At 69.2% G+C, this 23,624-nt stretch carries 18 protein-coding genes; 13 read left to right on the top strand and 5 right to left on the bottom strand.

The genetic code is table 11. The features are described from left to right. Window positions 1-565: 565 nt before the first annotated feature. Complete coding sequence (locus ASH02_RS12255; RefSeq protein WP_056681511.1) at window positions 566-1,240, top strand: response regulator transcription factor; 675 nt, start codon at window positions 566-568, stop codon at window positions 1,238-1,240. A gap of 18 nt (window positions 1,241-1,258) precedes the next feature. Here ASH02_RS12255 and ASH02_RS12250 read toward each other — a convergent pair whose 3' ends face one another. Further along, complete coding sequence (locus tag ASH02_RS12250) at window positions 1,259-1,915, bottom strand: TetR family transcriptional regulator (protein ID WP_235532572.1); 657 nt, start codon at window positions 1,913-1,915, stop codon at window positions 1,259-1,261. A gap of 165 nt (window positions 1,916-2,080) precedes the next feature. Between ASH02_RS12250 and ASH02_RS12245 the strand changes: the two genes are divergently transcribed. The 4 genes from ASH02_RS12245 (at window position 2,081) to ASH02_RS12230 (ending at window position 4,989) form a co-directional block, all read left to right on the top strand. Beyond that, a complete protein-coding gene (locus ASH02_RS12245) occupies window positions 2,081-3,154 on the top strand; it encodes a ferredoxin reductase (RefSeq protein ID WP_057294830.1) in 1,074 nt (357 codons plus the stop codon). 64 nt (window positions 3,155-3,218) lie between these two features. Continuing rightward, a complete protein-coding gene (locus ASH02_RS12240; protein WP_057294829.1) occupies window positions 3,219-4,328 on the top strand; it encodes a fatty acid desaturase family protein in 1,110 nt (369 codons plus the stop codon). Between the two features lie 13 nt (window positions 4,329-4,341). Beyond that, window positions 4,342-4,713: a Crp/Fnr family transcriptional regulator gene (locus tag ASH02_RS12235; RefSeq protein ID WP_057294828.1), complete on the top strand. Its 372-nt coding sequence runs from the start codon at window positions 4,342-4,344 to the stop codon at window positions 4,711-4,713. 60 nt (window positions 4,714-4,773) lie between these two features. Next, complete coding sequence (locus ASH02_RS12230) at window positions 4,774-4,989, top strand: hypothetical protein (protein ID WP_056681507.1); 216 nt, start codon at window positions 4,774-4,776, stop codon at window positions 4,987-4,989. 242 nt (window positions 4,990-5,231) lie between these two features. On the opposite strand, the gene ASH02_RS12225 is transcribed toward ASH02_RS12230, so the two are convergent. The 3 genes from ASH02_RS12225 to ASH02_RS12215 all read right to left on the bottom strand — a co-directional run. Further along, a partial coding sequence (locus ASH02_RS12225) for a S8 family serine peptidase (RefSeq protein ID WP_235539038.1) occupies window positions 5,232-9,647 on the bottom strand: 4,416 nt, incomplete at its 3' end. Between the two features lie 272 nt (window positions 9,648-9,919). Continuing rightward, window positions 9,920-12,877: an ATP-binding protein gene (locus ASH02_RS12220; protein WP_056681505.1), complete on the bottom strand. Its 2,958-nt coding sequence runs from the start codon at window positions 12,875-12,877 to the stop codon at window positions 9,920-9,922. Between the two features lie 83 nt (window positions 12,878-12,960). Further along, window positions 12,961-13,953 (bottom strand): AraC family transcriptional regulator, encoded by a 993-nt coding sequence (locus ASH02_RS12215; protein ID WP_056681504.1) that lies wholly within the window; start codon window positions 13,951-13,953, stop codon window positions 12,961-12,963. A 143-nt stretch (window positions 13,954-14,096) separates the two neighbouring features. Between ASH02_RS12215 and ASH02_RS12210 the strand changes: the two genes are divergently transcribed. The 8 genes from ASH02_RS12210 to ASH02_RS12175 all read left to right on the top strand — a co-directional run bounded on the left by ASH02_RS12210 (window position 14,097) and on the right by ASH02_RS12175 (window position 22,851). Continuing rightward, window positions 14,097-15,077, top strand: a complete 981-nt coding sequence (locus tag ASH02_RS12210; RefSeq protein ID WP_056681503.1) for a quinone oxidoreductase family protein — start codon at window positions 14,097-14,099, stop codon at window positions 15,075-15,077. Between the two features lie 19 nt (window positions 15,078-15,096). After that, complete coding sequence (locus ASH02_RS12205) at window positions 15,097-15,981, top strand: TauD/TfdA dioxygenase family protein (RefSeq protein ID WP_056681502.1); 885 nt, start codon at window positions 15,097-15,099, stop codon at window positions 15,979-15,981. Between the two features lie 32 nt (window positions 15,982-16,013). Further along, on the top strand, window positions 16,014-17,066 hold the full coding sequence (locus ASH02_RS12200; protein WP_056681501.1) for a 3-keto-5-aminohexanoate cleavage protein: 1,053 nt from the start codon (window positions 16,014-16,016) through the stop codon (window positions 17,064-17,066). A gap of 131 nt (window positions 17,067-17,197) precedes the next feature. Continuing rightward, window positions 17,198-18,517 carry an MFS transporter gene (locus tag ASH02_RS12195; protein ID WP_056681500.1) on the top strand — a complete coding sequence of 440 codons (1,320 nt, stop codon included), beginning with the start codon at window positions 17,198-17,200 and terminating at the stop codon, window positions 18,515-18,517. After that, entirely contained in the window at window positions 18,514-19,098 is a 585-nt protein-coding gene (locus tag ASH02_RS12190; RefSeq protein ID WP_056681499.1) for an RBBP9/YdeN family alpha/beta hydrolase, read from the top strand. The genes ASH02_RS12195 and ASH02_RS12190 overlap by 4 nt, the downstream gene beginning before the upstream one ends. 98 nt (window positions 19,099-19,196) lie before the next feature. Beyond that, the gene (locus ASH02_RS12185) at window positions 19,197-19,775 is read left to right on the top strand and encodes a sugar O-acetyltransferase (protein ID WP_200951144.1); all 579 of its coding nucleotides are present in this window, start codon (window positions 19,197-19,199) and stop codon (window positions 19,773-19,775) included. Between the two features lie 43 nt (window positions 19,776-19,818). Further along, window positions 19,819-21,804 (top strand): thioredoxin domain-containing protein, encoded by a 1,986-nt coding sequence (locus ASH02_RS12180; RefSeq protein ID WP_057294826.1) that lies wholly within the window; start codon window positions 19,819-19,821, stop codon window positions 21,802-21,804. Between the two features lie 114 nt (window positions 21,805-21,918). Next, entirely contained in the window at window positions 21,919-22,851 is a 933-nt protein-coding gene (locus ASH02_RS12175; protein WP_056681472.1) for a DUF1353 domain-containing protein, read from the top strand. A 12-nt stretch (window positions 22,852-22,863) separates the two neighbouring features. Here the strand turns inward: ASH02_RS12175 and trhA are convergent, their stop codons facing one another. Then, the gene (gene trhA, locus ASH02_RS12170; RefSeq protein WP_056681471.1) at window positions 22,864-23,583 is read right to left on the bottom strand and encodes a PAQR family membrane homeostasis protein TrhA; all 720 of its coding nucleotides are present in this window, start codon (window positions 23,581-23,583) and stop codon (window positions 22,864-22,866) included. Window positions 23,584-23,624 lie beyond the last annotated feature (41 nt).

The raw sequence follows: 23,624 nt of genomic DNA, 5'->3' as shown, positions 1-23,624 counted from the left end.
TCCGCCATTCCCAGCCGAACTGGGTCCGCGGTCGGTCATGAAATCGTTCCATTGTCCTGCCGGCGCCCCCGCGCCCACCCTTCGGTATCAAGGACGATGAGTCCTTGGCCGAGTCCCGTGGTGGCACGTGTGAGGACGCCTGCAGGGAGGTCCACCCCACCATGTCGTTGAATGTAGGACCGGTGGGCCCGCCCTGTCCGGCGAATGGGAGTGCCTACCACAAATTGGGGACGATCGCCCAAGCGACTGGCCCAGATCTCGCAACTTTGATCCCAAGGGACTCACCAGTCGCAAGGAAGTCCTGAACGCGGGCGGGGGGTGTGTACCGGTCCGGGTCCACGCGACTGGTGAGGCCAGATCTTGGGGTCCCTCAACCTTCGGGCTCGGGACCGGTCAGGAGCATCATCAAATGTGGGGCAGTGCCTCGGCGCACCTGACTCATCAAGATTGGCGAAGTTGCGGCGTACGGCCACGTGGTGGTCGTGGGGAGTCCTACGCTCCGAGAATGCTCTCCCGAGGACCCGGTGGGCCGGTCGTGCCGCGTCAACGGCCAGGTGGGACAGTCGTGCGCCTGATCGTCGTCTCCGACCACAGCCTGGTCAGCGAGGCCGTGCGCATGGCGTTGGCCAGTCGCGGCTTCGAGGCGGTGAGCCTGACCCCTCCGTCCGGACGCGGCGGCCACCGGGACTTCACCATGCGGGTCTCCCGCTTCGGTCCCGCGGTCGGGCTCCTCCTGTGCGAGCTCGAGGACCGTTCGCTGCTGCGCGACGCGGTGGCCACCGTGTCGTCCGTGCGGATCCGCTGGCTCCTGCTGACCAGGTCCAGGGACACCGCGGCGTGGGGAGCCCTCTTCGAGGCCGGCGTGTCGGCGGTGCTGCCGATGACCACCAACCTCGACACCCTGGCCGGCGCGCTGACCCAGGAGGCGGCCGGCCGGCCGGTGATGGCCGACGAGGTCCGCGTCCGCGCGCTCGAGGCCTGGCACGAGGAGAGTGTCCAGTCGCGCAGGGTCGCCGGGTTGATGGGTTCCCTGACCCCGCGTGAGATGGCGGTGCTGGCCATGTTGCACGACGGGTTGACGGTCAAGCTCATCGCGCAGGGGGCGAACGTCTCCGAGGGAACCGTGCGCAGCCAGGTCAAGTCGATCCTGCGCAAGCTCGAGGTCAGCTCCCAGCTCGCAGCCGTGGCGGCGTACCGGCAGATGCGGGAGTTCGCCCTGGCCGTCCACGACGACGAGTGAGTCGGCCCGATTCGAGGCTCAGCGGTCGAGGGGTTCCCAGCCGGCCGCGCCGACCACGATCATGCGGGCCTGGTTGCGCAGGTTGTCGACCAGCTCCTTGCGGGTGGCCGGGTGGTCCGCCGCGGGGCCGACCAGCTCTCCGGCCGCGGCGACCATCAGGTCGACGAACAGGCTGGCCAGCACGTGCAGGTCGGCGGCCCCCCAGCGCTCGAGGCCGGGCATGCGGGCCAGGTCGGTGGCCAGCTCGCGCTCGAAGAGGCTGAGCTCGTGCCGGATCGCGTCCCGCAGGACGGCGTTGCCGCCCTGCCGCTCCCGGCCGATGAACCGGAAGTGGGCCTTGTGCTCCTCGAGCTGCACGGACAACACGTCGACCGAGCGGTCGATGAGCGTCTCGGGAGCCGGGTCGCCGCCACGCACCTCGCGGATCAGGCCGCGCAGGGTCATGAAGGACTCGTCGAGCAGTGCCAGGCCGAGCTCGTCGAGCGTGGAGAAGTGGCGGTAGAAGGCGGTCGGCACGATGCCGGCGGCCTTGGTGAGTGCGCGCAGGGAGAGTGACCCGAAGCCCTCGTCGGCGAGCATCTCCAGGGCAGCGTCGAGGATCGCCCGCCGGGTGCGCTCCTTGCGCTCCTGCCGGCTCTCGGGCTTGTCGGGTACGGCGGCCGCCTTGCTCGTCACGCTGCGCAGTGTAGCGGTTCGGTGAACACTGCGACCACTTGTCGGTGAACACGTGTGCGAGGTGTTCACGCTCACACGGACCGGGCTTGACGCTGCCGGGGAGCCTTTGGGTACTGTTTCAGTGTACGAATGTTCACTGAAAGTCATACCGAATCGGAGCTCGTGATGAGCATCGTCCAGAACCTTCTCGCTTCCCGGGCCCTCGAGGCCCTGGCGTCCCCGCACGGCGTGGATCGCTACCTCGAGCTGGTCAACCCGATGTGGGCCGCCCGCGAGGTGCGTGCCCGCATCGTCGACGTGCACCGCGAGGTCGACGTCGCCGGCCACCCGCCGGTCGCCACCATCACGCTGCAGCCCACGTCCACGTGGCAGGGTCACCGCGCCGGCCAGCACGTGCAGCTGGGTGTCGAGATCGACGGCGCGCGTCGTACGACGCGGGTCTTCACGGTCTCGAGCCCGGACTCCCGCCAGGGTGACCGCTTCACCGTCACCATGCGCGCCAACCCCGACGGCCTGGTCTCGCGGCACCTCGTCGAGGCCGAGGTCGGCACGATGGTGCACCTCTCGCAGGCGCAGGGTGAGTTCACCCTTCCCGACCAGGTGCCCGACCACGTGCTGTTCATCTCCGGCGGCTCGGGCATCACACCGGTGATGTCGATGCTGCGCAGCCTGCAGCGCCGCACCCACCGCGGCCGGGTCACCTTCGTGCACTACGCGCAGTCGCCCGAGCACCAGATCTTCGCCGACGAGCTGGCCGAGATCGCCCGCTCCGGCTACGGCATCGACGTTCACCTGCTGCACCCCGAGCTCGGCGACCCGGCGTTGAGCCCGGCGTGGCTCGAGCGCCTCGTGCCCGGCTACCGCGACGTGCCCACCTGGGCCTGCGGACCGGCGCCGCTCATCGACGCCGTCCAGAAGGCGTACGCGGACTCGGACGCGTTGCAGGTGGAGTACTTCAAGGCGCCGGTCGTCAGCACCGGGGCGGCCGAGGGCGACGTCACCTTCACCCGCGCCGGCAGTACGGCGGCCAACACCGGAGCCACCCTGCTCGAGCAGGCCGAGGCCGCGGGCCTGAAGCCGGAGTTCGGCTGCCGCATGGGCATCTGCTTCTCCTGCACCGCGACCAAGAAGGAGGGGACGGTCACCAACGTGCTGACCGGTGAGACGTCGTCCCTGCCCGACGAAGACATCAGGATCTGCGTGAGCTCGCCCCAGGGCGACTGCGCGGTCGACCTCTGACACTCCCCGTTGGTCGAGGAGGTCGCGCAGCGACCGTCTCGAGACCATGACCGAAAGGAAGCCCATGAACAGCACCACCCTGACCGATGACCAGCTCGACGAGTTCGGCAAGGAGATGGACGCGATCCGCCAGCGGGTCATGTCCGAGCTCGGCGAGGAGGACGCGACCTACATCCGCAACGTGGTCAAGGCGCAGCGCGCCTTCGAGGTCGCCGGTCGCGCACTCTTCTACCTGCCGCCCGCCTGGCCCCTTGCCGTCGCCTCGTTGTCGATCTCCAAGATCCTCGACAACATGGAGATCGGCCACAACGTCATGCACGGGCAGTACGACTGGATGGGCGACCCTGGCCTGAACTCGCGGATGTACGAGTGGGACACGATGGCCCCCAGCGAGAACTGGAAGTACGGGCACAACTACATCCACCACACGTACACGAACATCCTCGGCAAGGACCGCGACATCGGCTACGGCATCCTGCGCATGGACGAGGACCAGGAGTGGCACCCCTACTACCTCGGCAACCCGGTCTACGCGTTCCTGCTGATGGTGTTCTTCGAGTGGGGCGTGGCCCTGCACGACCTCGAGGTCGAGAACATGGTCAAGGGCAAGCGCACCTGGGAGGAGAACAAGGCGCTGCGCGCCGGCATCCTGCGCAAGATCAAGCGCCAGACGCTCAAGGACTACGTGCTGTTCCCGGCGTTGACCGGCCCGCTGTTCCCGTTGACGCTGGCCGGCAACGCGACCGCCAACCTGGTCCGCAACATCTGGACCTTCAACATCATCTTCTGTGGTCACTTCCCGGCCGGCGTCGCGACCTTCTCCGAGGAGGAGTGCGAGAACGAGAGCCGTGGCCACTGGTACTACCGGCAACTGCTCGGCTCGGCCAACATCAGTGGCAGCAAGCTGATGCACCTGCTCTCCGGCAACCTGTCGCACCAGATCGAGCACCACCTCTTCCCGGACCTGCCGGCGCGCCGCTACCCGCAGATCGCCGAGGAGGTGCGCGAGATCTGCCAGCGCTACGGGCTGCAGTACAACACCGGCCCGCTGCACAAGCAGCTCGGCAGCGTCGCGAAGAAGATCTTCAAGATGGCGCTCCCGCCGAAGAAGGCGGACGCCGCCTCCACCTCCACCTCGACCAAGGTCAGCGCCGGCGACCCCGTCGCCGCCTGACGAAGGAGTCACCATGACCCACATCGCAGACAGCCTGACCCCGCGCGAGCTGCGCCGCATGCACGCCGAGGGCACCCGCCTGACCGTCCCGCAGGGTTGGTCCCTGATCTGGGAGCGGACACCGGCCGACAAGGCCTACCTGATCGTGGCCGGCGAGGTGTCTATCCAGCGCGACCACGTCGAGGTCGCCCGCCTCGGGCCCGGCGACGTGGTCGGTGAGATGGCGATCGTCAACCACAAGCTGCGTACGGCGACCGTCGTCGCCGCGACACCGCTCGAGGTCGTCCACTTCACGTCCGAGGCCGTCGAGCAGCTGAGCGAGCAGATCCCCGCGTTCCGCGAGGTCCTGGCGCAGACGGCATCGGGGCGTCTGGCGCCGGCGTGACGAACGCCCCTTGCCTGTGTGGTTGTCGGTTCGCCCGTCGTCCGTGACACTGGAGTCATCATGAGCAATCACGACCACATCAGCCGCAACGAGATCCGCAAGGACGCCATCCAGGACGGCTTCGAGGCCACCGTGTCGACGGTCGGCCACGTCGGCGGCGTCGTGGTCGGTGCAGTCCGCGACGTCGGCAAGGCCCTGGGCGGTCTGGCCACCGAGCTCTTCGAGATCCGTGACGCCGCCCGCAAGGCCGGCGAGGAGCACGAGCCCCACGCCTGACCTTGCGGCCGGTCGGTCAGCGCACGGGTCTCAGGGTGATGCTGACCTGGCTGGTGCCGGAAGGGCTCGGCACCACCAGCACGGCGGTGACCCTGCGTCCCTTGCGCAGCAGCGCCCTGCCCCGTGCGTTCAACGGCAGCTTCACCGTTCGCGCCGTGCCTGCCCTNNCAATGACACCGAGCCACGGGCCACGGGGTTGCCGCCCTTCTTGATCACCAGGGTGCCGGCACACGTGCCGGCNNGGTGCCGGCACATCGCAGGCCCACGTAGGCCGAGGCGCGCTTCAGAGTCACGACCCGCGTGGTCAGACGCAGTCTCGGTTTCGCGACCACCGTGAGGGACAGGGACCGTGACGACGCCCGGTTCCACGCGTCACCGAGGTAGCGAGCCGCCAGGGCGATCCTGCCCGCGGAGGTGAGGGGCCCGACGGCGAGCACGGCTGACCCGTCGACGAGGTTGGCGCGCACCGTCTTGCCACCCGGCGGAGTCACCGTCACCTGTCCGGTCGGGGTGACGCCCGAGGTGGTGTTGACCTTGACCTTTACCTTCGTCGAGCCTCCGACCTTCACCTGGGTGGGTGTCGCGCTCAGCGAGAGCGTCGTGTCGGTCTGTTGACTCTCCCGGAGCCTGATCGGCACCCGGATCTTGCTCTGCTCGCCGCCGTTGCCGCTGAGCACCAGGTCGACGTGGTCGACGCCCTCGGGGATCCGGGTCTCGTCGACCCGGACGTCGATCGTTGCGGTGCCGCCCGGCGCGATCGTCCCGCGGTTCTGCGAGAGCTTCAGCCACGGCAGCGAGGGGACGTCGTCGTCGCCGGTGGCGAACTCGAGGATGTCGCCAGTGAGCGACGCCGCGAGCAGGGTGCCGTCCGGGCGGATGTCAGTGCCTCGCGGCAGACCTGCTGGCGGATTGTCTGCACGGCGCCACCCGGTCTCGGTGCACGTGGTCGGATCGATCTGCGAGAGTATCGGCGTTCGAGAGCCCGAGCGCTCCATCTTCCACATGCTGTCCGAACCGGGCTGATATGCCATGCCCAGGCCTTGCACGCCGTAGAGAGTGCACGAGGTGAGTTGGGTGCCCGCCTGAGGGCTGTTGGGCCCGGCCATCGTGGTCAGTCGAATTCCGAGAGCCTCTCCGCTGGCGAAACGGTCGTCGTCCTTGTGCCAGTGCTGCAGGAACAGTCGATCGTGGGTCTCGTCATAGGCAAGTCCCCAGGCGAGGTGGAAGTCGGGGATGTCGGTACGTATCACGCGCGAGTAGCCTCCATCGCGGGCGTCGGCGCAGACGATGTCGTTGAAGGGCTGGGTTGCGTCGAACCCTCCGGCACCGGAGTCACCAGCGACGATGAAGCACACCTCGTTCGTGGCGTCGACGTAGACCAGGTCGTACGGGATGAGCCACGACGGGTCCACACCGATCTCGTTCGCAATTGCCGACATAGCGATCACGGTGCCGGTCGGGTCGCCGTCCGTTGTGTATTCGCGGATCTCGTGCTGGGGGTTGGCGGCGACCAGATGAGCCTGGGCCACCCACCAGGACCCACCGCCCTCCTCGACCGCAACGGGTGCCTTCGTCGCGTTGAGATCGGTCACCTTGGTCAGTGATCCGGCTTCCGCGGGTGAGGCCACGGGTACGTCGAGTGCCGCCGTCCACTCGTAGGCCTTGTCGCCGTTGTTGCGCAGGGTGGCGGTCTGTCCGGAAGTGTCGGCGTCCAGTGTCACTGTCGGCTTCGCCCCGGCCAGTTTGAAGTCTGCGTGAGCGGTGGCCCCGGGTGCACCGATCCTCACGTCGACGGGAGTCCCGCGTCCGTAGGTCCGGGGCTTGTACGCCGCCACGGTGTAGCCGTGCCCTGTGAAGATCTCCGTCTTGTATCGGCCGGCCCCGTCGGTGTGAACCTGCCACTGCACGGCACCGTCGGGCGCCCGTACCTGGACGACCGCGTCGGCGATTGGGTCACCGGTGGCGGCATCGGTCACGACGCCGGCAACGGTGCCCGCGTCGGGCAGGTCGATGCGCACCTGCGTGGCGTCGGACCGCCACGGCCAGCCCCCGCTCTCGTTGCCGACCGCGTGGAGCTGGTCCCAGGTGCAGCAATGCATCAGGGCCGGGCCACCGATCGATGAGCTGACCAGAGGGCGCCCGGCGGCTCCGGCCCGATCGAACAGTGAATCGGGGTCGATGTCATGGCCGGCAATGACGATGTCGCCGTTCTCGTGCAACGTGAGCCCGAGGTCGAAGTCTGCGTCCGTGCCGAAGTAGGTGTAGTCGCGCCACTCGATGGTGAAGGTCCGGTTCGGGGCTGTTCCCTTCACTGCCGTGAACACCTGTCCTCCACCGTTCTCCGGGGAAAGCGGGATGAGGCTCGTGTCCAGGGTCAGTGCGGAGCTCGAAGGACAGGGTGCATCCGGCGTCCACGCGTTCCATCGCGGCTCGTCGAGGCAGAACGAGACGCTCGCTCCCATTGTTCCGGGTCCTCGTCCTGGAGCGTGCACTCCGATCGAGTCGAGTGCGCGTCCGTGGAAGCGGAACGGGAACGGAAGGTCGACCTCGGTCACGGGGCGCGTTCCCGAGGCATCCATCGGTGCCAGCACGAGGAGGGTGTCGCCGGGAGTCCAGTCACTGGTCTCCGTGACACAGGAATAGCCGTACGACGTGCCGTAGGGGACGTCGAGCGGGTGTCGGGGCATGGCGATCGTGGGAACCACGGCGTCCGTGCCGCCCATGTCGACCGACCTGGTGACCAGGCGGGCGCCACAGAGGCCGGCGTTGACACTCAGCACATACTTCTTCGGCCCGGGAACCTTGTTGATGGCGAACGCGCCGGTGGCGTCGGTGGTGCCGACGAACGGCACCCCGGCCAGCGTGACCACCGCCTCGGGAATGCCGGCACCGGTGACGGGGTCTACCACGCGACCGCTGACCGTGCCGCCCGGGAGCGGTGTCAGGGTGACGTCGTGCGTCGTGGTCTCCCCGTCGGTCACCGTGACGGTCGTGGTGCTCGGCTCGTAGCCGAACGCGGCGACCCGCACGGTGTACTCGCCGACCGGGAGCGTGAGCGCATAGCCGCCGCTCTCGCCCTGCCGGGTCGAGCGCACGAGCTCGCCACTGGTCAGGGTGATCGTGGCGCCCGTGACGGGGACCTGTCGTTCGGCGTCGGTGACGGTGCCGGTGAGCGATCCGCTGGTGGACTGCTCGAGGGCCGACTCCACCAGCGCGAGCGCATCGAGCCGGCCCTCGCCATAGACGTTGTTGTCGTCGGCCGTGCCGCCGCACTGGTCGTCGGCGGTGTCGCGGGCAGTGCCGTCGAGCGCTTCGCGAGTCGCAGCCAGGTCGCCGATCAGGGACGGATCGGCGTTGTAGAGCAGGGCGACGGCGGCCGCCGTGTGCGGTGCCGCCATCGAGGTGCCGGTCATGGACGCGTAGCTGCTGCCGGGATAGGCAGACCTGACGTTGGTGCCGGGGGCCGAGATGTTCGGCTTGATCTCGCCGTCCTGACCGGATCCGCGTGAGGACGACGGCGCGATGGTGTCGTTGATGTCGTAGTTGCCGACCGAGTAGTTGATGGTCCGCGACCCGGGCGCGCCCGAGGTGTCGCAGCCGGGTCCGATGTTGCCGTTTGCCCAAACTCCGAAGATGCCCGAGTCTGCCCACGCCTGCAGGACGTCCTCCATGAAGGGGTCGTTGCTGGGCGTTCTCGTGCCCCAGGAGTTGTTGATGATGTTGGGTCGTTGCGCCGGGTCGGGGCGGGTTCCGTCGACCTTGGTGGGGGCCAGCATCCACTGTGCCGAGTCGAGCAGGGCGGCATCTGAAGGACAGCAGCCGTTGGCAGAGATCCACGTGGCGCCGGGGGCGACCCCGATCCGGTTGGCGGCGCCGTCGTCACCGGTCATGGTGCCCATGGTGTGCGTTCCGTGGCCGCCGCCGTCGACCGGCAGCGTTGATGCCCCCGTGACATCGAGCCAGTTGTAGTCATGACTGACCGTGCCGTCGGCCCGGTAGCCGCGGTAGGAATGGATGAGTGCCGGGTGGTCGTACTGCACGCCGGTGTCGATGCTGCCGACCACGATGCCGTCGCCGCGAATGCCGTAGGTGTCCCACACCTGGTCGGCCTTGATGTTGGCGACGCCCCACTCGACCGCCGCGTCGGCGTCGGGTCCCATCTTGTTCGTGGTGAGTTCCTTGTCGATCGGCTCCACCTGCTCGTAGGTGACCGGCGCGCGCACGGTCTCGACCCCGGTGGCGCCCGCCAGGCTGCTGGCCAGTGCGTAAGTCCCCGCTTCCACGTGCACGGCGTTGGTGATCCAGTAAGACGTGTACGTCGCGCCGGCGGCGTCCAGTTGGGCGATCACCTCGGCCTGCGACGTCTTGGCGTGGCTGCGCAACGCGTCGTAGACCGCTTGCCCGCGCTTGTCCCAGTCTCCGACGCCGGAGGCGCTCGACGTGTCAGCGGAGCTGTCGAGGATGACCCAGAACTCCTGCGTCTCGTCGACGGCCTTCTCGAACTCGGCGAGCAGTTCGGGCTGGATGTGGCCCTTGTCTTCGGCGGTGGGTGACGCGGAGGAGGCGCCCGTCGGCAGTGCGACCAGTGCGATCAGTGCTGCCAGGAGCGAGCCGACGGCACTCAGTCGGCCGGCCTTCGTTCTCGCGAGACGATGCATCAGGGTGTGACCTCTCGGGTGAGCCCGCTTCGGATCTCGGGCATGCGTGCGTTGAGTGACTAGAGCGGAAACCAACGGGTCTCGCCGGGTGGCTCCGGTCGGGGAGCACTGGAAGGTTCATCGGCCTCGTACTCGGGCTCGGTCGGCTCGTCGTCGGGCGCACCCGCGTGCTCCTTGGCACGTGGCTTCTCTTCCGGCACGGACTCACGCTGGCGCAGAGACGGTGCGACCAGCAATAGGGCGATTGCCCAGTTTCTCGTGCAGCCGCTGCCCTACCGGTCGGGCGAGGAGTTCTCGATCAGGCCGGCCTGCGTGGCCGCGATGGCAGCCGCGGTGCGAGTGTGAACGCCCAGCTTCCTCATCGCCGAGCCCAGGTGGAGCCCGACCGTCTTGGGTGAGAGGAACAGTGCCGCGGCCGCTTCCTTGTTGGTCATGCCTCGGGCGACCAGCTGAAGCACTTCGCGTTCGCGGGGCGAGAGCTGGTCGCCGTACCCGGTTCGACCGTTGACCTCGGGTCGGCCGGTGCGGGAACCGTGCGCACGGAGCGTGCGGGCGACCCTGGCTGCGTCATGCACCGAGCCGAGCTCACGCAGCCGCTCGTGCACCGCTTCGAGCTCGCCGACCGCCTCGGGCACTCGGTCGGCTCCAATGAGGCAGGCGCCCAGGCGCTCCAGCGCGAGCAGCTCCCGGTGCAGGCGGGGCATCGCCGCCCACTGCCTGGCCGCCTCCTGTGCGAGCGCGATCGCCTCACGTGATTCACCTGCGGCCAGTGCGAGCGCGGCGCGAGACTCGTGGACCACGGCCTGTGCTGCCGGGGCATCGAGCCCCGAGGTGCCTGCCTCGAACCGGTCAACGAACTCGACCGCCGCGGGCACGTCTCCCTTGCCCAGCAGTGCGTCGACGTGGCTTACCGTGAACTCGACCGCCCACAGCCAGGCCTCGCGGCGCGTCACCATCTCCGCCATCGATCGGGTGTGGGCAAGCGCGGTCTCGAAGTCGCCGGAGGAGACCGCGAGGTGGGCCAGGGTCGACGCGGGGTCGAGGCAGGTGGGCAGCACGCTCTCCGAACGTGCCAGCCGGGCGGCCACCTCCTCGAGCCGCTTCACTGCGTCGCCGGGTGTGCGGCCGAAGCAGTCGAGTGCGTCGGCATAGGCGGTCTCGGTGGGATCGTCGAGGTAGGGCTCGTCGGTCCTCTCGTCCAGACGAGCAATGCTGACGCGAGCCTGGTCCCACGCACCGGAATACCAGTCGAGCTGGACCGATCTCAGCAGCCAGATGTCGTCGAGTCGTGGGTGGTTGGCCGCGGCCACCGACTGCGCCTCACGTTCCAGCAGTCGTCGGGTCTCGTGCAGTCGTCCCCACGGGAAGGTCGCACCGATGACGTTGAGCATCTGGCTCGGTGACGAATCTCTTCCGGGCTGCCCAAGGACCGTCTCCAGTGCCTGCCAGCCCTCAGGGTGCCCTGCCATCAGCAGCGCTGTGGCGCGTCCCTCGAGTGCAGGCATGACCTGCGGTTCGGTTGCGAACAGTGTGTCGACTCGATCCAACCAGCTCAGATGACGTGCGATGGGCCATTCGTCGATCATGGGGAGCGCGAGGTTGACCATGGCTCGCTCGGCCTCCTGAGGACGCTCCTCCAGGAGGGGAACGGACTCTTCGAAGAGCTCATAGGCGTCTCGCTCCCGATGGATGACCCACAGCAGCCGAGCTCGCACCAGCATGGCGGTGCCCAACTGTGCCCCGTCCAGCACGCGCCGGTCGATCACCCGTTGCAACGCCTCGGCGGCACGGGACCCGGTGGCGATGCTGGTGCCACCACCGATCGCTCGGGCCGCGTCGAGCTTGCCGATGATGGCCGACAGAGCGGGGCTGCTCCACTGATCGGTCGACTCGATGATCGCGACGAGCGTGAGGATCGCGGTTTCGTCGTCGCCGGTGTCGATGGCCACGTCTGCGGCCTGCTCGGCGTACCCCCGCCAGCGGGTGGTGTCGCCCGCCTCCTTGGCATGGTGTGCGAGCCGGACGACGGAGGCACCCTCGTCGCGTGCGAGGGCTTCCAGGGCCCGCCGGTGAAGGGCCCGCACACGAGGTGCGTCGGCCGAGGCGAGAACCGCCTCCGCGTCGAGGGAGTGCCGGAACGCGTACCGATCCGGCCTGACCTCGCGGAGCAGGCCAGACGACAGAGCCGCGGCCATCGACTCGATCTCATCAGCGCCGGTCGAAGTGTCGCCGTGTGCGACGGAGTGGAGGGTGTCGCTGGTGGCGTCCTCGGCGAGCACGGCCGCGGCCTCCAGCAGTCGGCGGGCCGGTTCGGGCAGTCGCGTGAGTCGCTCGCGCACGGAGTCGACGACGGAGGGTGGTACGCCGATCTCGTCCAGGGCACGCCTGGCCCAGCGTCCATCGCGCAGCTCGATGTCGTGTCGTTCGCGAAGCAGGCGAATCGACTCCTCGACGGCCAGGGGTACGCCGTCGGTGTGCTCCCGCAGGAACGCCGCGAACGCGTGGGAGATCTCCGCGCCGTCCAGCATCGCGCTCGTCAGCCGGGCGACGGCGTCCACGTCGAGTGCCTGAAGGGTGAGTCGGAGGTAGGTGCCGGGAGAGTTGCCTCGGGAGCGGAGCCTGAGCAGTGGAGAGGAGTCGGGCACCTCACTCGGACGGTCGGTGACCAGCAGCGACGGGCCGTCGTCGGCGCCGTCGAGAAGGAGCAGCCACTCCAGGGTCGCGGCGTCGGACCAGTGCGCGTCTTCGAGGACGACGACTTCTATGTCGAGCACACCGACGAGTTCGACCAGGGCGGCCCGCAGACGCCGCCGTGTCGCGCGGGGGTCGTCTTCCGGGGGGAGAGGCGGCGGAAGCAGTGAGGACCAGTCGGGAAGGAGTGCGTGCAGGCACCCTCCCAGCGGGGACAGCTCAGCCAGCGCCGTCTCGAGGTCGTCACGACGTCGGGCATGGCGACGCAGGCCGTCGGCAAGCAAGCCCAATGGGAACGTGTCGGGCATCGGCAGACCCGCGAGCATCAGCACGGCGGATGGGCGCAGGTTGGCGGCGCCCAGGATCTCGGAGACCATGCGTGACTTGCCGATTCCCGGCTCACCCTCGATGACGATCAGTGCGCGTCCCGTAGACAGTGCGGCGCTGGCTGAGGCGAGCTCGCCGTCTCGTCCGACGCACGTCGAGGACGCGGCAACATGGTCCACGGTCGCGTGGGTGCGGCCCGAGAATGTCGGCATGGCCTGGGTCCCCTCTGGTGACTCACTCACCCTAGCGGTGAGCCACCTCGTCGCCCGGAACCGTCACCTGTGACGTCCTGACCTCACTGTGCGCGCCACTCACGCGGAGCGACGCCGTACTGCTCGCGGAACCAGCGTGAGAACCCACTGGGTGCCGCGAAGCCCAGCAGCTGCGAGATGTCGGTCAGTGAGTGGCGCGGATTGGCGAGGTGACGTTCGGCGAGACGGCCGCGCGTGGCGTACAGGAGCGAGGTGAAGGTCTCGTCGTGCACGGCCAGGTGGCGATTGAGGGTGCGACGGTCGACGCCGAGGCTTCGGGAGACCTGGTCGACCGAGCAGCGGCCCAGCGGCAGCAGCAGCTCGATCAGCTCGCGGACCCGCTCGACGGCGCCCTCCGGGCGCGCGCTGGGCAGGGTGGCGAGCAGTTGCTGGGTGTAGTGCCGCAGGGTCGGGTCGGAGTGCTCGTTGCGCCGGTCGAGGTCGGTGGAGGTGAGGATCACGCCGGAGAACTCGTGGTCGAACTGGAGCCGGTCACCGAGCAGTCGCTCGTGGGTGCCCAGGTCGTCCGGCGCGGGATGCGCGAAGCACACCTTGAGCGGGCTCCAGTCGTCGTCGAGGAAGACCCGCAGGATGCCGACGAGCGCGGCCACGCCGAGGTCGACGGCCTGCCCGGTCGGCGCGGACACACCCAGCTCGATGCTGATCTGGAGCCTGGCCAGCCCGCCGGACTCGTGGAGCTCGAGGTGCAGGGCCTCGTTGTAGCTGCGTTCGTAGCGCATCAGCAGGTCCAGCGTGCTGCGCACGTCCGGCTCCTCGCGCAGCACGACGCTGAGCGGTCCCAGGGTCGAGAGCCGGCGCCGCTCGGAGAGCAGCAGCCCGAAGTCGTCGCGGCCCGAGGCGAGGGCCGCGGACTGGAGCAGGCCGACCGCCGCCCGCGCGGGGATCCAGGTGTCCGGGGTGGCCAGGTCCGCGACGTCGAGGCCGGCGTCGTCGATGAGTGCGAGCGGCTCCAGCCCGACCGACTTCGCGAGGTCGGTGAAGCCGTGCAGCGACGCGGCGCGGACCTCCGGGTGCATGTGACCTGCCTCTCCCGCCTGTCCCGAAAAGATAAGTGATCTGTCCCGATCCGTAAAGCGCTGGCGAGCGCTGGCTCCTAGCGTGGCTTGCGTCACAGATCATCGCGGCCGATCCCGCGGACCACGCAACAAAGGAGTTCCCCATGGCCAAGGCCATTCGCTTCCACGAGACCGGCGGCCCGGCCGTGCTGCGCTGGGAGGCCGTCGATGTCGGTGAGCCCGGCCCCGGCGAGGTGCGCGTCCGCCACCACGCGGTCGGCCTCAACTTCGCCGACACCTACTTCCGCACCGGCCTCTACCCGGCCCCGCTGCCTGCCGGCATGGGCGTCGAGGGCGCCGGCGTCATCGAGGCGGTCGGCGCCGGTGTGATCGGCTTCGCGGAGGGAGACCGGGTCACCTACACCGGCAGCCCGCTGGGTGCCTACAGCACTGAACGGGTCATGCCGGTCGACTCCCTGATCAAGCTCCCCGACACCATCGCCTTCGACACCGCCGCGGCCATGACCATGCGCGGACTCACCTCGGCGTACCTCCTGCGCCGCATCGCTCCGCTCGAGGCCGGCGACACCGTGCTGCTTCACGCCGCCGCCGGGGGAGTGGGCCTGATCTTCAGCCAGTGGGCGCGTGAGCTCGGCATCAACGTGATCGGCTCGGTGTCCAGCGACGAGAAGGCGGAGGTTGCCCGCGCCCACGGTTGTGCGCACACCATCGTCTACACCCGCGAGGACGTCGCCACCCGCGTTCGTGAGCTCACCGACGGCAAGGGCGTGCCGGTCGTCTACGACAGCATCGGCGCCACCACCTTCGAGCAGTCGATCGACTCACTCAGCCGCCGGGGGCTCCTGGTCTGCTTCGGCACCGCCTCCGGCCCGACTCCGCCGATCAACGCGATGCAGCTGGCCGTCAAGGGCTCGCTCTTCGTGACCCGGCCGGCCCTGGCCGACTACATCGCTGACGAGGACGAGCGCGCGGCCCTGGCCGACGAGCTCTTCGACCTGGTCGGTTCTGGCCGCATCGAGGTCCCGATCAACCAGCGCTACTCGCTCGACGATGCCGTCCGGGCCCACCACGACCTCGAGTCGGGCCGCAGCATCGGCTCGTCCGTCTTCGACCTCGAGTCCTGAGACCCAGAAGGAGAAGCCCATGACTGTCACCGCCGAACCCGTCACGACCGGCGCCATCGAGGTCCACCCCCTCACCGCCACCATCGGCGCCGAGCTGCGCAACGTCAGCCTGGCCGATGCCTCGCGCGACCCCGAGCTGTTTGCCCGGATCAAGGAGCTGCTGCTCCGCTACAAGGTGGTCTTCCTGCGCGACCAGGACCTCACTCGGGCCGAGCACGTCACGCTCGCCGAGCGGTTCGGGCCGCTCGAGGACCACCCGATGGTCGGCGCCGACCCCGACCACCCCGGCCTGGTGCAGATCTACAAGGACCTGGACTCCCCGGCCGAGCAGTACGAGAACTCCTTCCACTGCGACGCCACCTGGCGTGAGGCGCCGCCGATGGGCGCCGTGCTGCGCTGCATCGAGACGCCCGACGTCGGCGGCGACACGATCTGGGTGAACATGGTCGAGGCCTACCGGCGCCTTCCCGATCACGTCAAGACCCAGATCGCCGACCTGCGGGCCAGCCACAGCATCGAGTCGACGTTCGGCGCCGCGCTACCCGCCGAACAACGACGCGCCCTGCGCGACCGCTTCCCGGACGCCGAGCACCCCGTCGTACGCACGCACCCGGAGACCGGCGAACAGACGTTGTTCGTCAACGCGTTCACGACCCACTTCGTGAACTTCCACAACGCCCAGCGGGTTCGCTTCGGGCACGACTACAGCCCCGGAGCGGGCGAGCTCCTGAACTACCTGATCCGGCAGGCATCCGTGCCGGAGTACCAGGTGCGCTGGCGCTGGACCCCCAACAGCGTGGCGATCTGGGACAACCGCTCGACCCAGCACTACGCCGTCCAGGACTACTGGCCCGCCGTTCGCAAGATGGAGCGCGCCGGCGTCATCGGCGACCCGACCTTCTGACACTTCCGAACCCTTCACAAAGGAGAACCACCATGTACTTCCACGACGACTCACTGTTCCCCGAGAACCAGGAGAAGCTGGTCATCACCGCGGCGCCGTACGGCCCCGAATGGGAGCCGGCCGACTTCCCGGAGGACCTGCCGCTGACCATGGACCAGCACGTCCAGCAGGCCGTCGACTGCTGGAACGCCGGCGCCACGGTGCTGCACATCCACGTCCGCGAGCTCGACGGGAAGGGCTCCAAGCGGCTCTCGAAGTTCAACGAGCTGCTCGGTCGCCTGCGTGAGGCCGTGCCCGAGATGATCCTCCAGATCGGCGGGTCGATCTCCTTCGCCCCCGAGGACGACGGTCAGTCGGCAAAGTGGCTCGAGGACGACGCCCGACACATGCTGGCCGACCTCGACCCGGCGCCCGACCAGGTCACGATCGCCATCAACACCAGCCAGATGAACATCATGGAGCTGATGACCGACGACGACACCCGTGGCACGTCGCTTGCCCGCCCCGAGCTCGCCGAGGCCTACCGCGAGATGGTCGTCCCTGCCGGGCCCGAGTGGGTCATCGAGCACCTGCGCCGGCTCACCGCCAACGGCATCCAGCCGCACTTCCAGCTGGCCACCTCGGCACAGCTCGAGACCGTCGAGCGACTGATCCGGCGCGGCCACTACATGGGGCCGCTGAACCTGACGTGGGTCGCGATCGGCGGCGGCTTCGAGGGGCCCAACCCCTACAACATGATGGACTTCATCCGCCGGGTCCCGGACGGTGCCTGCCTCACGCTGGAGACGCTGATGCGCAGCGTGCTCCCCGTCAACGCGATGGCCATCGCCCTCGGGCTGCACTCGCGGTGCGGCAACGAGGACACGATCTGGGGTCGTCGTCGCGAGAAGATGACCTCGGTCCAGCAGGTCGAGCAGCTCGTGCGCATCGCCCAGGAGCTCGACCGGCCGATCGCCACCGGCAAGGACGCTCGCGAGATATACAAGATCGGTGAGCAGTACTCCAGTGTCGACGAGACGCTCGCCAAGCTCGGTTTCGCGCCCAACCGCCAGCCCGGCCAGGTGGGATTCACCTTCCACGCCTGAGCCCATCCGCACGGCGTTCTCCCGCAGCGTCTGCGTGGGGTGCGGTCTCCGGGCCGCGCCCCACGCCCTGCATCGACGGCAGCGACGGACTCGTTCCCTGCCGACCGGATCGACCTTTCCTGGAGTTTTCCATGGCACTGCACGTCACCGAGGGCGCCGTCATCACTGAGCCCTCTGCCGCCCCCGTGGCGGCCCGCGCCGGACGGGCCTTCCCGTTCCTCGTCTTCCTGCTCACCTTCGGGCTGCTGCTCTCCGACTACATGTCGCGGCAGGTGCTCTCGGCCGTCTTCCCGTTGCTCAAGGCCGAGTGGGGTCTCACCGACACCCAGCTCGGCGGCCTCACCAGCGTCGTGGCTCTCGCCGTCGGCATCCTCGCCGTACCGCTGTCGATCATCGGTGACCGCTTCGGCCGGGTGCGGGCGATCATCGCCATGGGTGCCCTGTGGAGCGTCGCAACCCTCGGCTGCGCCCTGGCCGCGGGCTACGGCCAGATGATGCTGGCCCGTCTCTTCGTCGGCGTGGGGGAGGCCGCGTTCGGCAGCGTCGGCCTGGCCGTCGTGATCGCGGTCTATCCCGCGCACCGACGCTCCGCGCTCACCGGCTCCTTCATGGCCGGCGGCCTGTTCGGCGCCGTCCTCGGTGTCGCCCTGGGCGGCATCGTCGCCGAGCGGCTCGGTTGGCGTTCTGCGTTCGTCGCGATGGCGATCTTCGGGTTCGTGCTGGTCGCGCTCTACCGGCTCCTGGTAACCGATGAGAAGCTCGAGCAGCACCGGCACCCGGACAGTACGCCGACCGCGGCGACACCGGCACGGCCGAGGTTCCGCTCGCTCTTCTCCACGCCTTCGGTGGTGCTCGCCTACCTCGGCAGCGGCACGCAGCTGTTCGTGGCCGGGTCGGTGTACGCATGGTTGCCGAGCTATCTCAACCGCGAGTACGACCTGGCTCCTGACCGCGCCGCCGTCGCCGCGGCCGGCTACATCCTCGTGATGGGCGTCGGCATGATCGTCTGCGGTGCGGTCACCGACCGGGTCGCCAAGACGGTGCCGATCCGCAAGTGGACGTCCGCGATCTGCTACGCCGTCGTGTCCCTGGTGCTTCTCGGCCTGGCCTTCGCCCAGCCGGCCGGAACGCTCCAGCTGGTGCTGCTCGGCTTCGGTGTCTTCTTCTGCTCCGGCACTGCAGGGCCGGCCGGGGCGATGGTCGCCAACCTCACGCCCGAGCGGATCCGGGCCACGGCGTTCGGCACACTCACGATGGCCAACAACCTGCTCGGCCTCGCGGCCGGCCCGTTCGTGATGGGCATGCTGGCCGACCAGTACGGCCTGGCCACCGCCTTCCGCGCACTGCCCGTGGCAGGCGCCCTCTCGATCGTTCTCCTGCTTGTCGGCCGGGCCTACTACCCGGCGAGCCTGGCCCGTGTCCACGCAGCAGAACTGGAGGTACGCGCATGAACCGCCCCACCGTCATCATCGTTCCTGGGCTCCGCGACCACGTCGAGGACCACTGGCAGACCCACCTCGACAAGCGACTGACCGACGCCGTCTGCGTTCCCTTCCTGGGTCGCGAACGGCACGACCTCACCGAGCGCGTCGAGGCCCTCGACGAGACGATCCGTGGCACCGAGGGACCGGTGGTGCTGGTGGCGCACAGTGCCGGTGCCCTGATCACGGTGCACTGGGCGGCCCGCCACGCCGCCGACCACGTGGGTCGGATCCAGGGTGTCCTGCTCGCCACGCCGCCCGACCTGGTCTCGCCCCTCGGGCCGGGACACCCGGCGATCGAGGACCTCGCTGTGGACGGGTGGCTGCCGATTCCCCTGCAGGGACTGCCGTTCCCGAGCATCGTGGCGGCCAGCACCGACGACCCGATCGGCGACCTGGGCCGGGTGCGCGACCTCGCGGCAGCGTGGGGGAGCGACGTCCACGTGCTCGGTGCGGTGGGCCATCTCAACCCCGCCTCCGGGTACGGCCAGTGGCCCGGGGTCGACGTACTCCTCGAGCCGCTCGGCGTGACGGTGCAGGCGAACGCCTGATGTCGCCCGGCACCTGGCACGCGGTCACCTCGGCCTTCATGGCCTGGGTGGCGTGTGCCCGTCGCTGATCGAGTGCCGGAGTGTGCCACCCTCGTGGGGTGCTCGACAGGAAGCAGGACGAGGCGGTCGCCGCGATGTCCGGAGGTGACTGGTATCTCGACTCGCGTGAGCTGGCGCGGCTCCGGGACGAGTGCGGCTCGGCGCTGGACAGGTTCAACGCGGCCGCGGCTGCCGACCACGACCGGCGCCGCGAGGTGCTCGACGCGTTGCTCGGCGGCCTCGGTGAGGGCGCAGAGATCGTGCCCCGGTTTCGCTGCAGCTATGGCTTCCACGTGACCATCGGTGCCGGTGCCTTCGTCAATGCCGACGCGTTCTTCATGGACGATGCCCCGATCGTCATCGGCGACCACGTGCGCCTCGGGCCGTCGGTCCAGCTGATGACCGCGCTGCACCCCGTCGAGGAGCATGCGATGCGACGGCAGGGCTGGGAGCAGGCCCTCGGCATCGAGATCGGTGAGAACGCCTGGCTGGGTGCCGGTGTGATCGTCGGGCCCGGTGTCACGATCGGACGCAACACGGTGGTCGGTGCGGGCAGCCTGGTCCTCTCCGACCTGCCGGACCACGTCGTCGCGGTGGGAAGCCCCGCGGTCGTCGTACGGGACCTGCCGGCGGAGTGACGGGCGCAGCCAGCGGGCGCCACGGGCATGACACGCTGGGCTCGTGACGAACCGACTCGCTGACGCGACTTCGCCGTACCTGCTCCAGCACAAGGACAACCCCGTCGACTGGTGGGAGTGGGGCACCGAGGCCTTCGCGGAGGCCCGCGACCGCAACGTGCCGGTCCTGTTGAGCGTCGGGTACGCCGCGTGCCACTGGTGCCACGTGATGGCGCACGAGTCGTTCGAGGACGCCGAGACCGCGGCGTACATGAACGCGCACTTCGTGAACGTCAAGGTCGATCGTGAGGAACGACCCGACGTCGACTCGGTCTACATGAGCGCCACCCAGGCGATGACCGGGCACGGCGGCTGGCCGATGACCTGCGTGCTCGACCACGACGGCAACCCGTTCTTCGCCGGCACCTACTTCCCGGACACGCCGCGCCACGGCAGCGCCAGCTTCATGCAGATCCTTGATGCCCTGGCCGATGCGTGGGTGACCCGGGCCGACGAGGTGCGGCAGGCGGCGTCGGAGATCGGCGCCCACCTGAAGGTGCAGGGCGATCTCGACACCGGCCTGATCACTGCCGAGACGCTCGACCAGGCCGTGCGTGCCCTGGCCACGGAGTTCGACGGGCAGAGCGCCGGGTTCGGCGGTGCGCCGAAGTTCCCGCCGGGCATGGTCCTGGAGTTCCTGCTGCGGCACGAGGCGCGGGTATCGAGACGCTCGCCGGAGCTCGCTCCTCAACCAGCGGACGGTTCCGTCGCGAAGCGGATGGTCGACGCGACCTGCGTGGCGATGGCCCGCGGCGGGCTCTATGACCAGATCGGCGGCGGCTTCGCGCGCTACTCCGTCGACTCCGGCTGGGTGGTGCCGCACTTCGAGAAGATGCTCTATGACAACGCGCAGCTGCTCGGCCTCTACGCGCGGTGGGGCGGCAACCGGATCGCCGAGGAGACCGCCGACTTCCTGCTCCGCGAGCTGCGTACGCCGGAGGGCGGCTTCGCCTCCGCGCTGGACGCCGACAGTGAGGGCGTCGAGGGCAAGTTCTACGCATGGACCCCTGCCCAGCTGGTCGAGGCGCTCGGTGAGGACGACGGCGCCTGGGCGGCGACCACGTTCGAGGTGACCGAGGCCGGCACCTTCGAGCACGGGTCCTCGACGCTGCAGCTGCTGCGCGACCCGGACGACCTGGTTCGCCTCGAGGACGTGAAGCGTCGGCTCTTCGAAGCGCGCGCGTCTCGGGTGCGGCCGGCCCGCGACGACAAGGTGGTCGCAGCGTGGAACGGCCTGGCGATCAGCGGGTTGTGCGCGGCCGGCACCCTGCTGCGCAAACCGGAGTACGTCGAGGCCGCGGTGCGTGCCGGTCAGCTGCTGGTCGACGTACATCTCGTGGAGGGACGGCTCCTGCGGGTGTCGCGCGACGGTCTGGTCGGGCGACACGACGGAGTGCTGGAGGACTACGCGTGTGTCGCGGCCGGCTTCCTCGATCTGCTGCAGGCCACCGGTGACGGGGTCTGGTTCGAGCGGGCAGGCGTGCTGCTCGACGACGCACTGGCCAGGTTCCGTGCCGACGACGGCGGCTTCCACGACACGGCCTCCGATGCCGAGGCGCTGATCACCCGGCCCCGCGAGCTCTCCGACAACGCCAGCCCTTCGGGCCAGTCGGCGATGGTCCACGCCCTTGCGACGTACGCCGCACTCAGTGGATCGGGCACGCACCGCGAGGCCGCCGAGCAGACCCTCGCGGTGCTCGCCGGCCTGGCCGAACGGGCTCCGCGCTTCGCGGGTTGGGCGTTGGCAGCGGCCGAGTCGATGCTCGAGGGCCCCGACGAGATCGTGGTGGTCGGGCGACCCGGCCTCGAACGCGATCGGCTGGAGCTGGCCGCACGTCGTCGGCACGGGGCAGTCGTGCTCGTCGTGGAACCGGGCCGCGACGACATCCCGCTGCTGGTCGGCCGCGACGAGGTCGACGGCGCGCCCGCTGCGTACGTCTGCCGCCACATGGTCTGCGAGCGCCCGGTCACTGACCCCGCCCTGCTTTGAGCGCGTCGAGAGTGAAACCTGTGTCGCGATCCGGGGTGAACGACGACACGGACTTCACTCTCGATGCGGTGGGGGCTCCTCGACAGCGGTGCCTGCCGGGAGGACGCTTGACTCATGAAGATCTCGGACGCGATGGTCGGGCAGGTCGAGCAGGTCGAGCAGGAGACGCGGCGGTTCTACGACGGCGGGCTGCCGGCCGTCGACGGCCAGCCGGAGGTTCCTCCGAACCCGGGTGAGGACCCGAAGATCGTGCTGGAGCGGCTGTCGGTGCAGGGCCACGAGCAGTTCGCCCTGATCCGCCGGATCGCCTACCGCGACAGGCATCTGGGGGAGTTGCTGGTGCCCGCGGACACCGCCTCGTTCCGCACGGACCTCACGTCGGTGCCGATGCTCTTCACCTGGCTGGTGCCGAAGACCGGCGCCCACCTGCCGGCCGCGCTGCTGCACGACGGACTCTGCTTCGCCGACGACGAGCCGCCGACCTACACCTCCACCGACGGTCACATGGTCCATCGTGTCGAGGCCGACCGCATCTTCCGTGACGCGATGGCCGACACCGGCACGGACGTCGTACGGCGCTGGCTGGTGTGGTCGGCGGTCGCCACCGCGACCCTGCTCAAGGGCGAGCAGGTGCCGTGGTCGACCGCGACGACATGGCGCCACCGCATCGTGATCGGTGCGTCGCTGCTCGTCGTGGTGGTGCTCGGCGTGCTCGCGACGCTCGACCTGTTCGACATCGGCGGTACGCCGCAACTGCCGTGGATGGGTGACCGACCGTGGTGGCTGGAGCTGATCGGAGGGCTGGCCGGCGCGATCGTCGTACCGCTCGTGCTCGGCCTGGCCTGGGGGCGGTTCCGGATGGCCGGCTGGGTGATGGGCATCGGCCTGGCCGTGCTGCTGCACGTGACCGTCGGGCTGCTGGGCGTGACCGCGCTCTACCAGGTCACCGAGAAGGCCGCCGACCGCCAGCCGCTGATCGTCGCCGGGGTCGCCGTGCTCGTGAGCATCCTGGCGACTGGCACCGTGATCGCGCTCTGGGTGCTCTAGCGCCGCGGCTGGTCAGCGCAGGCTGTACGTCGCCAAGGAGACGCCGACGTAGTGCGTGATGAAGGCGAGGATCGTGAACGTGTGGAAGACCTCGTGGAAGCCGAACCACGACGGGGCCGGGTCGGGGCGCTTGAAGCCGTAGACCACGCCGCCCAGCGTGTAGAGCACGCCGCCGGCCGCGACCAGGGTGAGCACGGCGATGGCGATGCCGTTGCTGAACCGGTCGGATCCTTCGATGAACTGCGGGATGAAGAAGACCGCCGCCCAGCCGAGCGCGATGTACATCGGCGTGTAGAGCCAGCGCGGCGCGTCGGTCCAGAACACCCGGAAGAAGACGCCCAGGATGGCGGCCGACCACACCACGGCCAGCAGGGTGAAGCGTGCCGAGCCCTCGAGGAACAGCACCGCGAAGGGCGTGTAGGAGCCGGCGATCAGCACGAAGATGTTGGCGTGGTCGAAGCGCCGGAGGAAGGCCCAGGTGCGGGGAGACCAGGTGCCGCGGTGATAGATCGCGGAGACCGTGAACAACACGAGCGCGCTGGCCGCGAAGACGGCCGAGGCGACACGGGTGGACTGCGTGGGCGACAAGGCGATCAGGACGATGCCAGCGGCCAGGGCCAGTGGCGCCGTGCAGGCGTGCAGCCAGCCCCGGAGCTTGGGCTTGACGTCCGCCAGCTTGTCCTGGGCGCGGTCGACTGCGTCGTCTAGACGTGTGCGGATCATGTCGTTCATGCGCTCCAACTTACGCCACCGTAGGTTGGCGCGCGTGCGAA

Origin of the sequence: Nocardioides sp. Soil796 (genome assembly GCF_001429525.1) — a bacterium.
GTDB lineage: Bacteria > Actinomycetota > Actinomycetes > Propionibacteriales > Nocardioidaceae > Nocardioides.
Note: the sequence above shows the minus strand (reverse complement) of the source record. Positions and strands in the feature narration are given on the sequence as shown.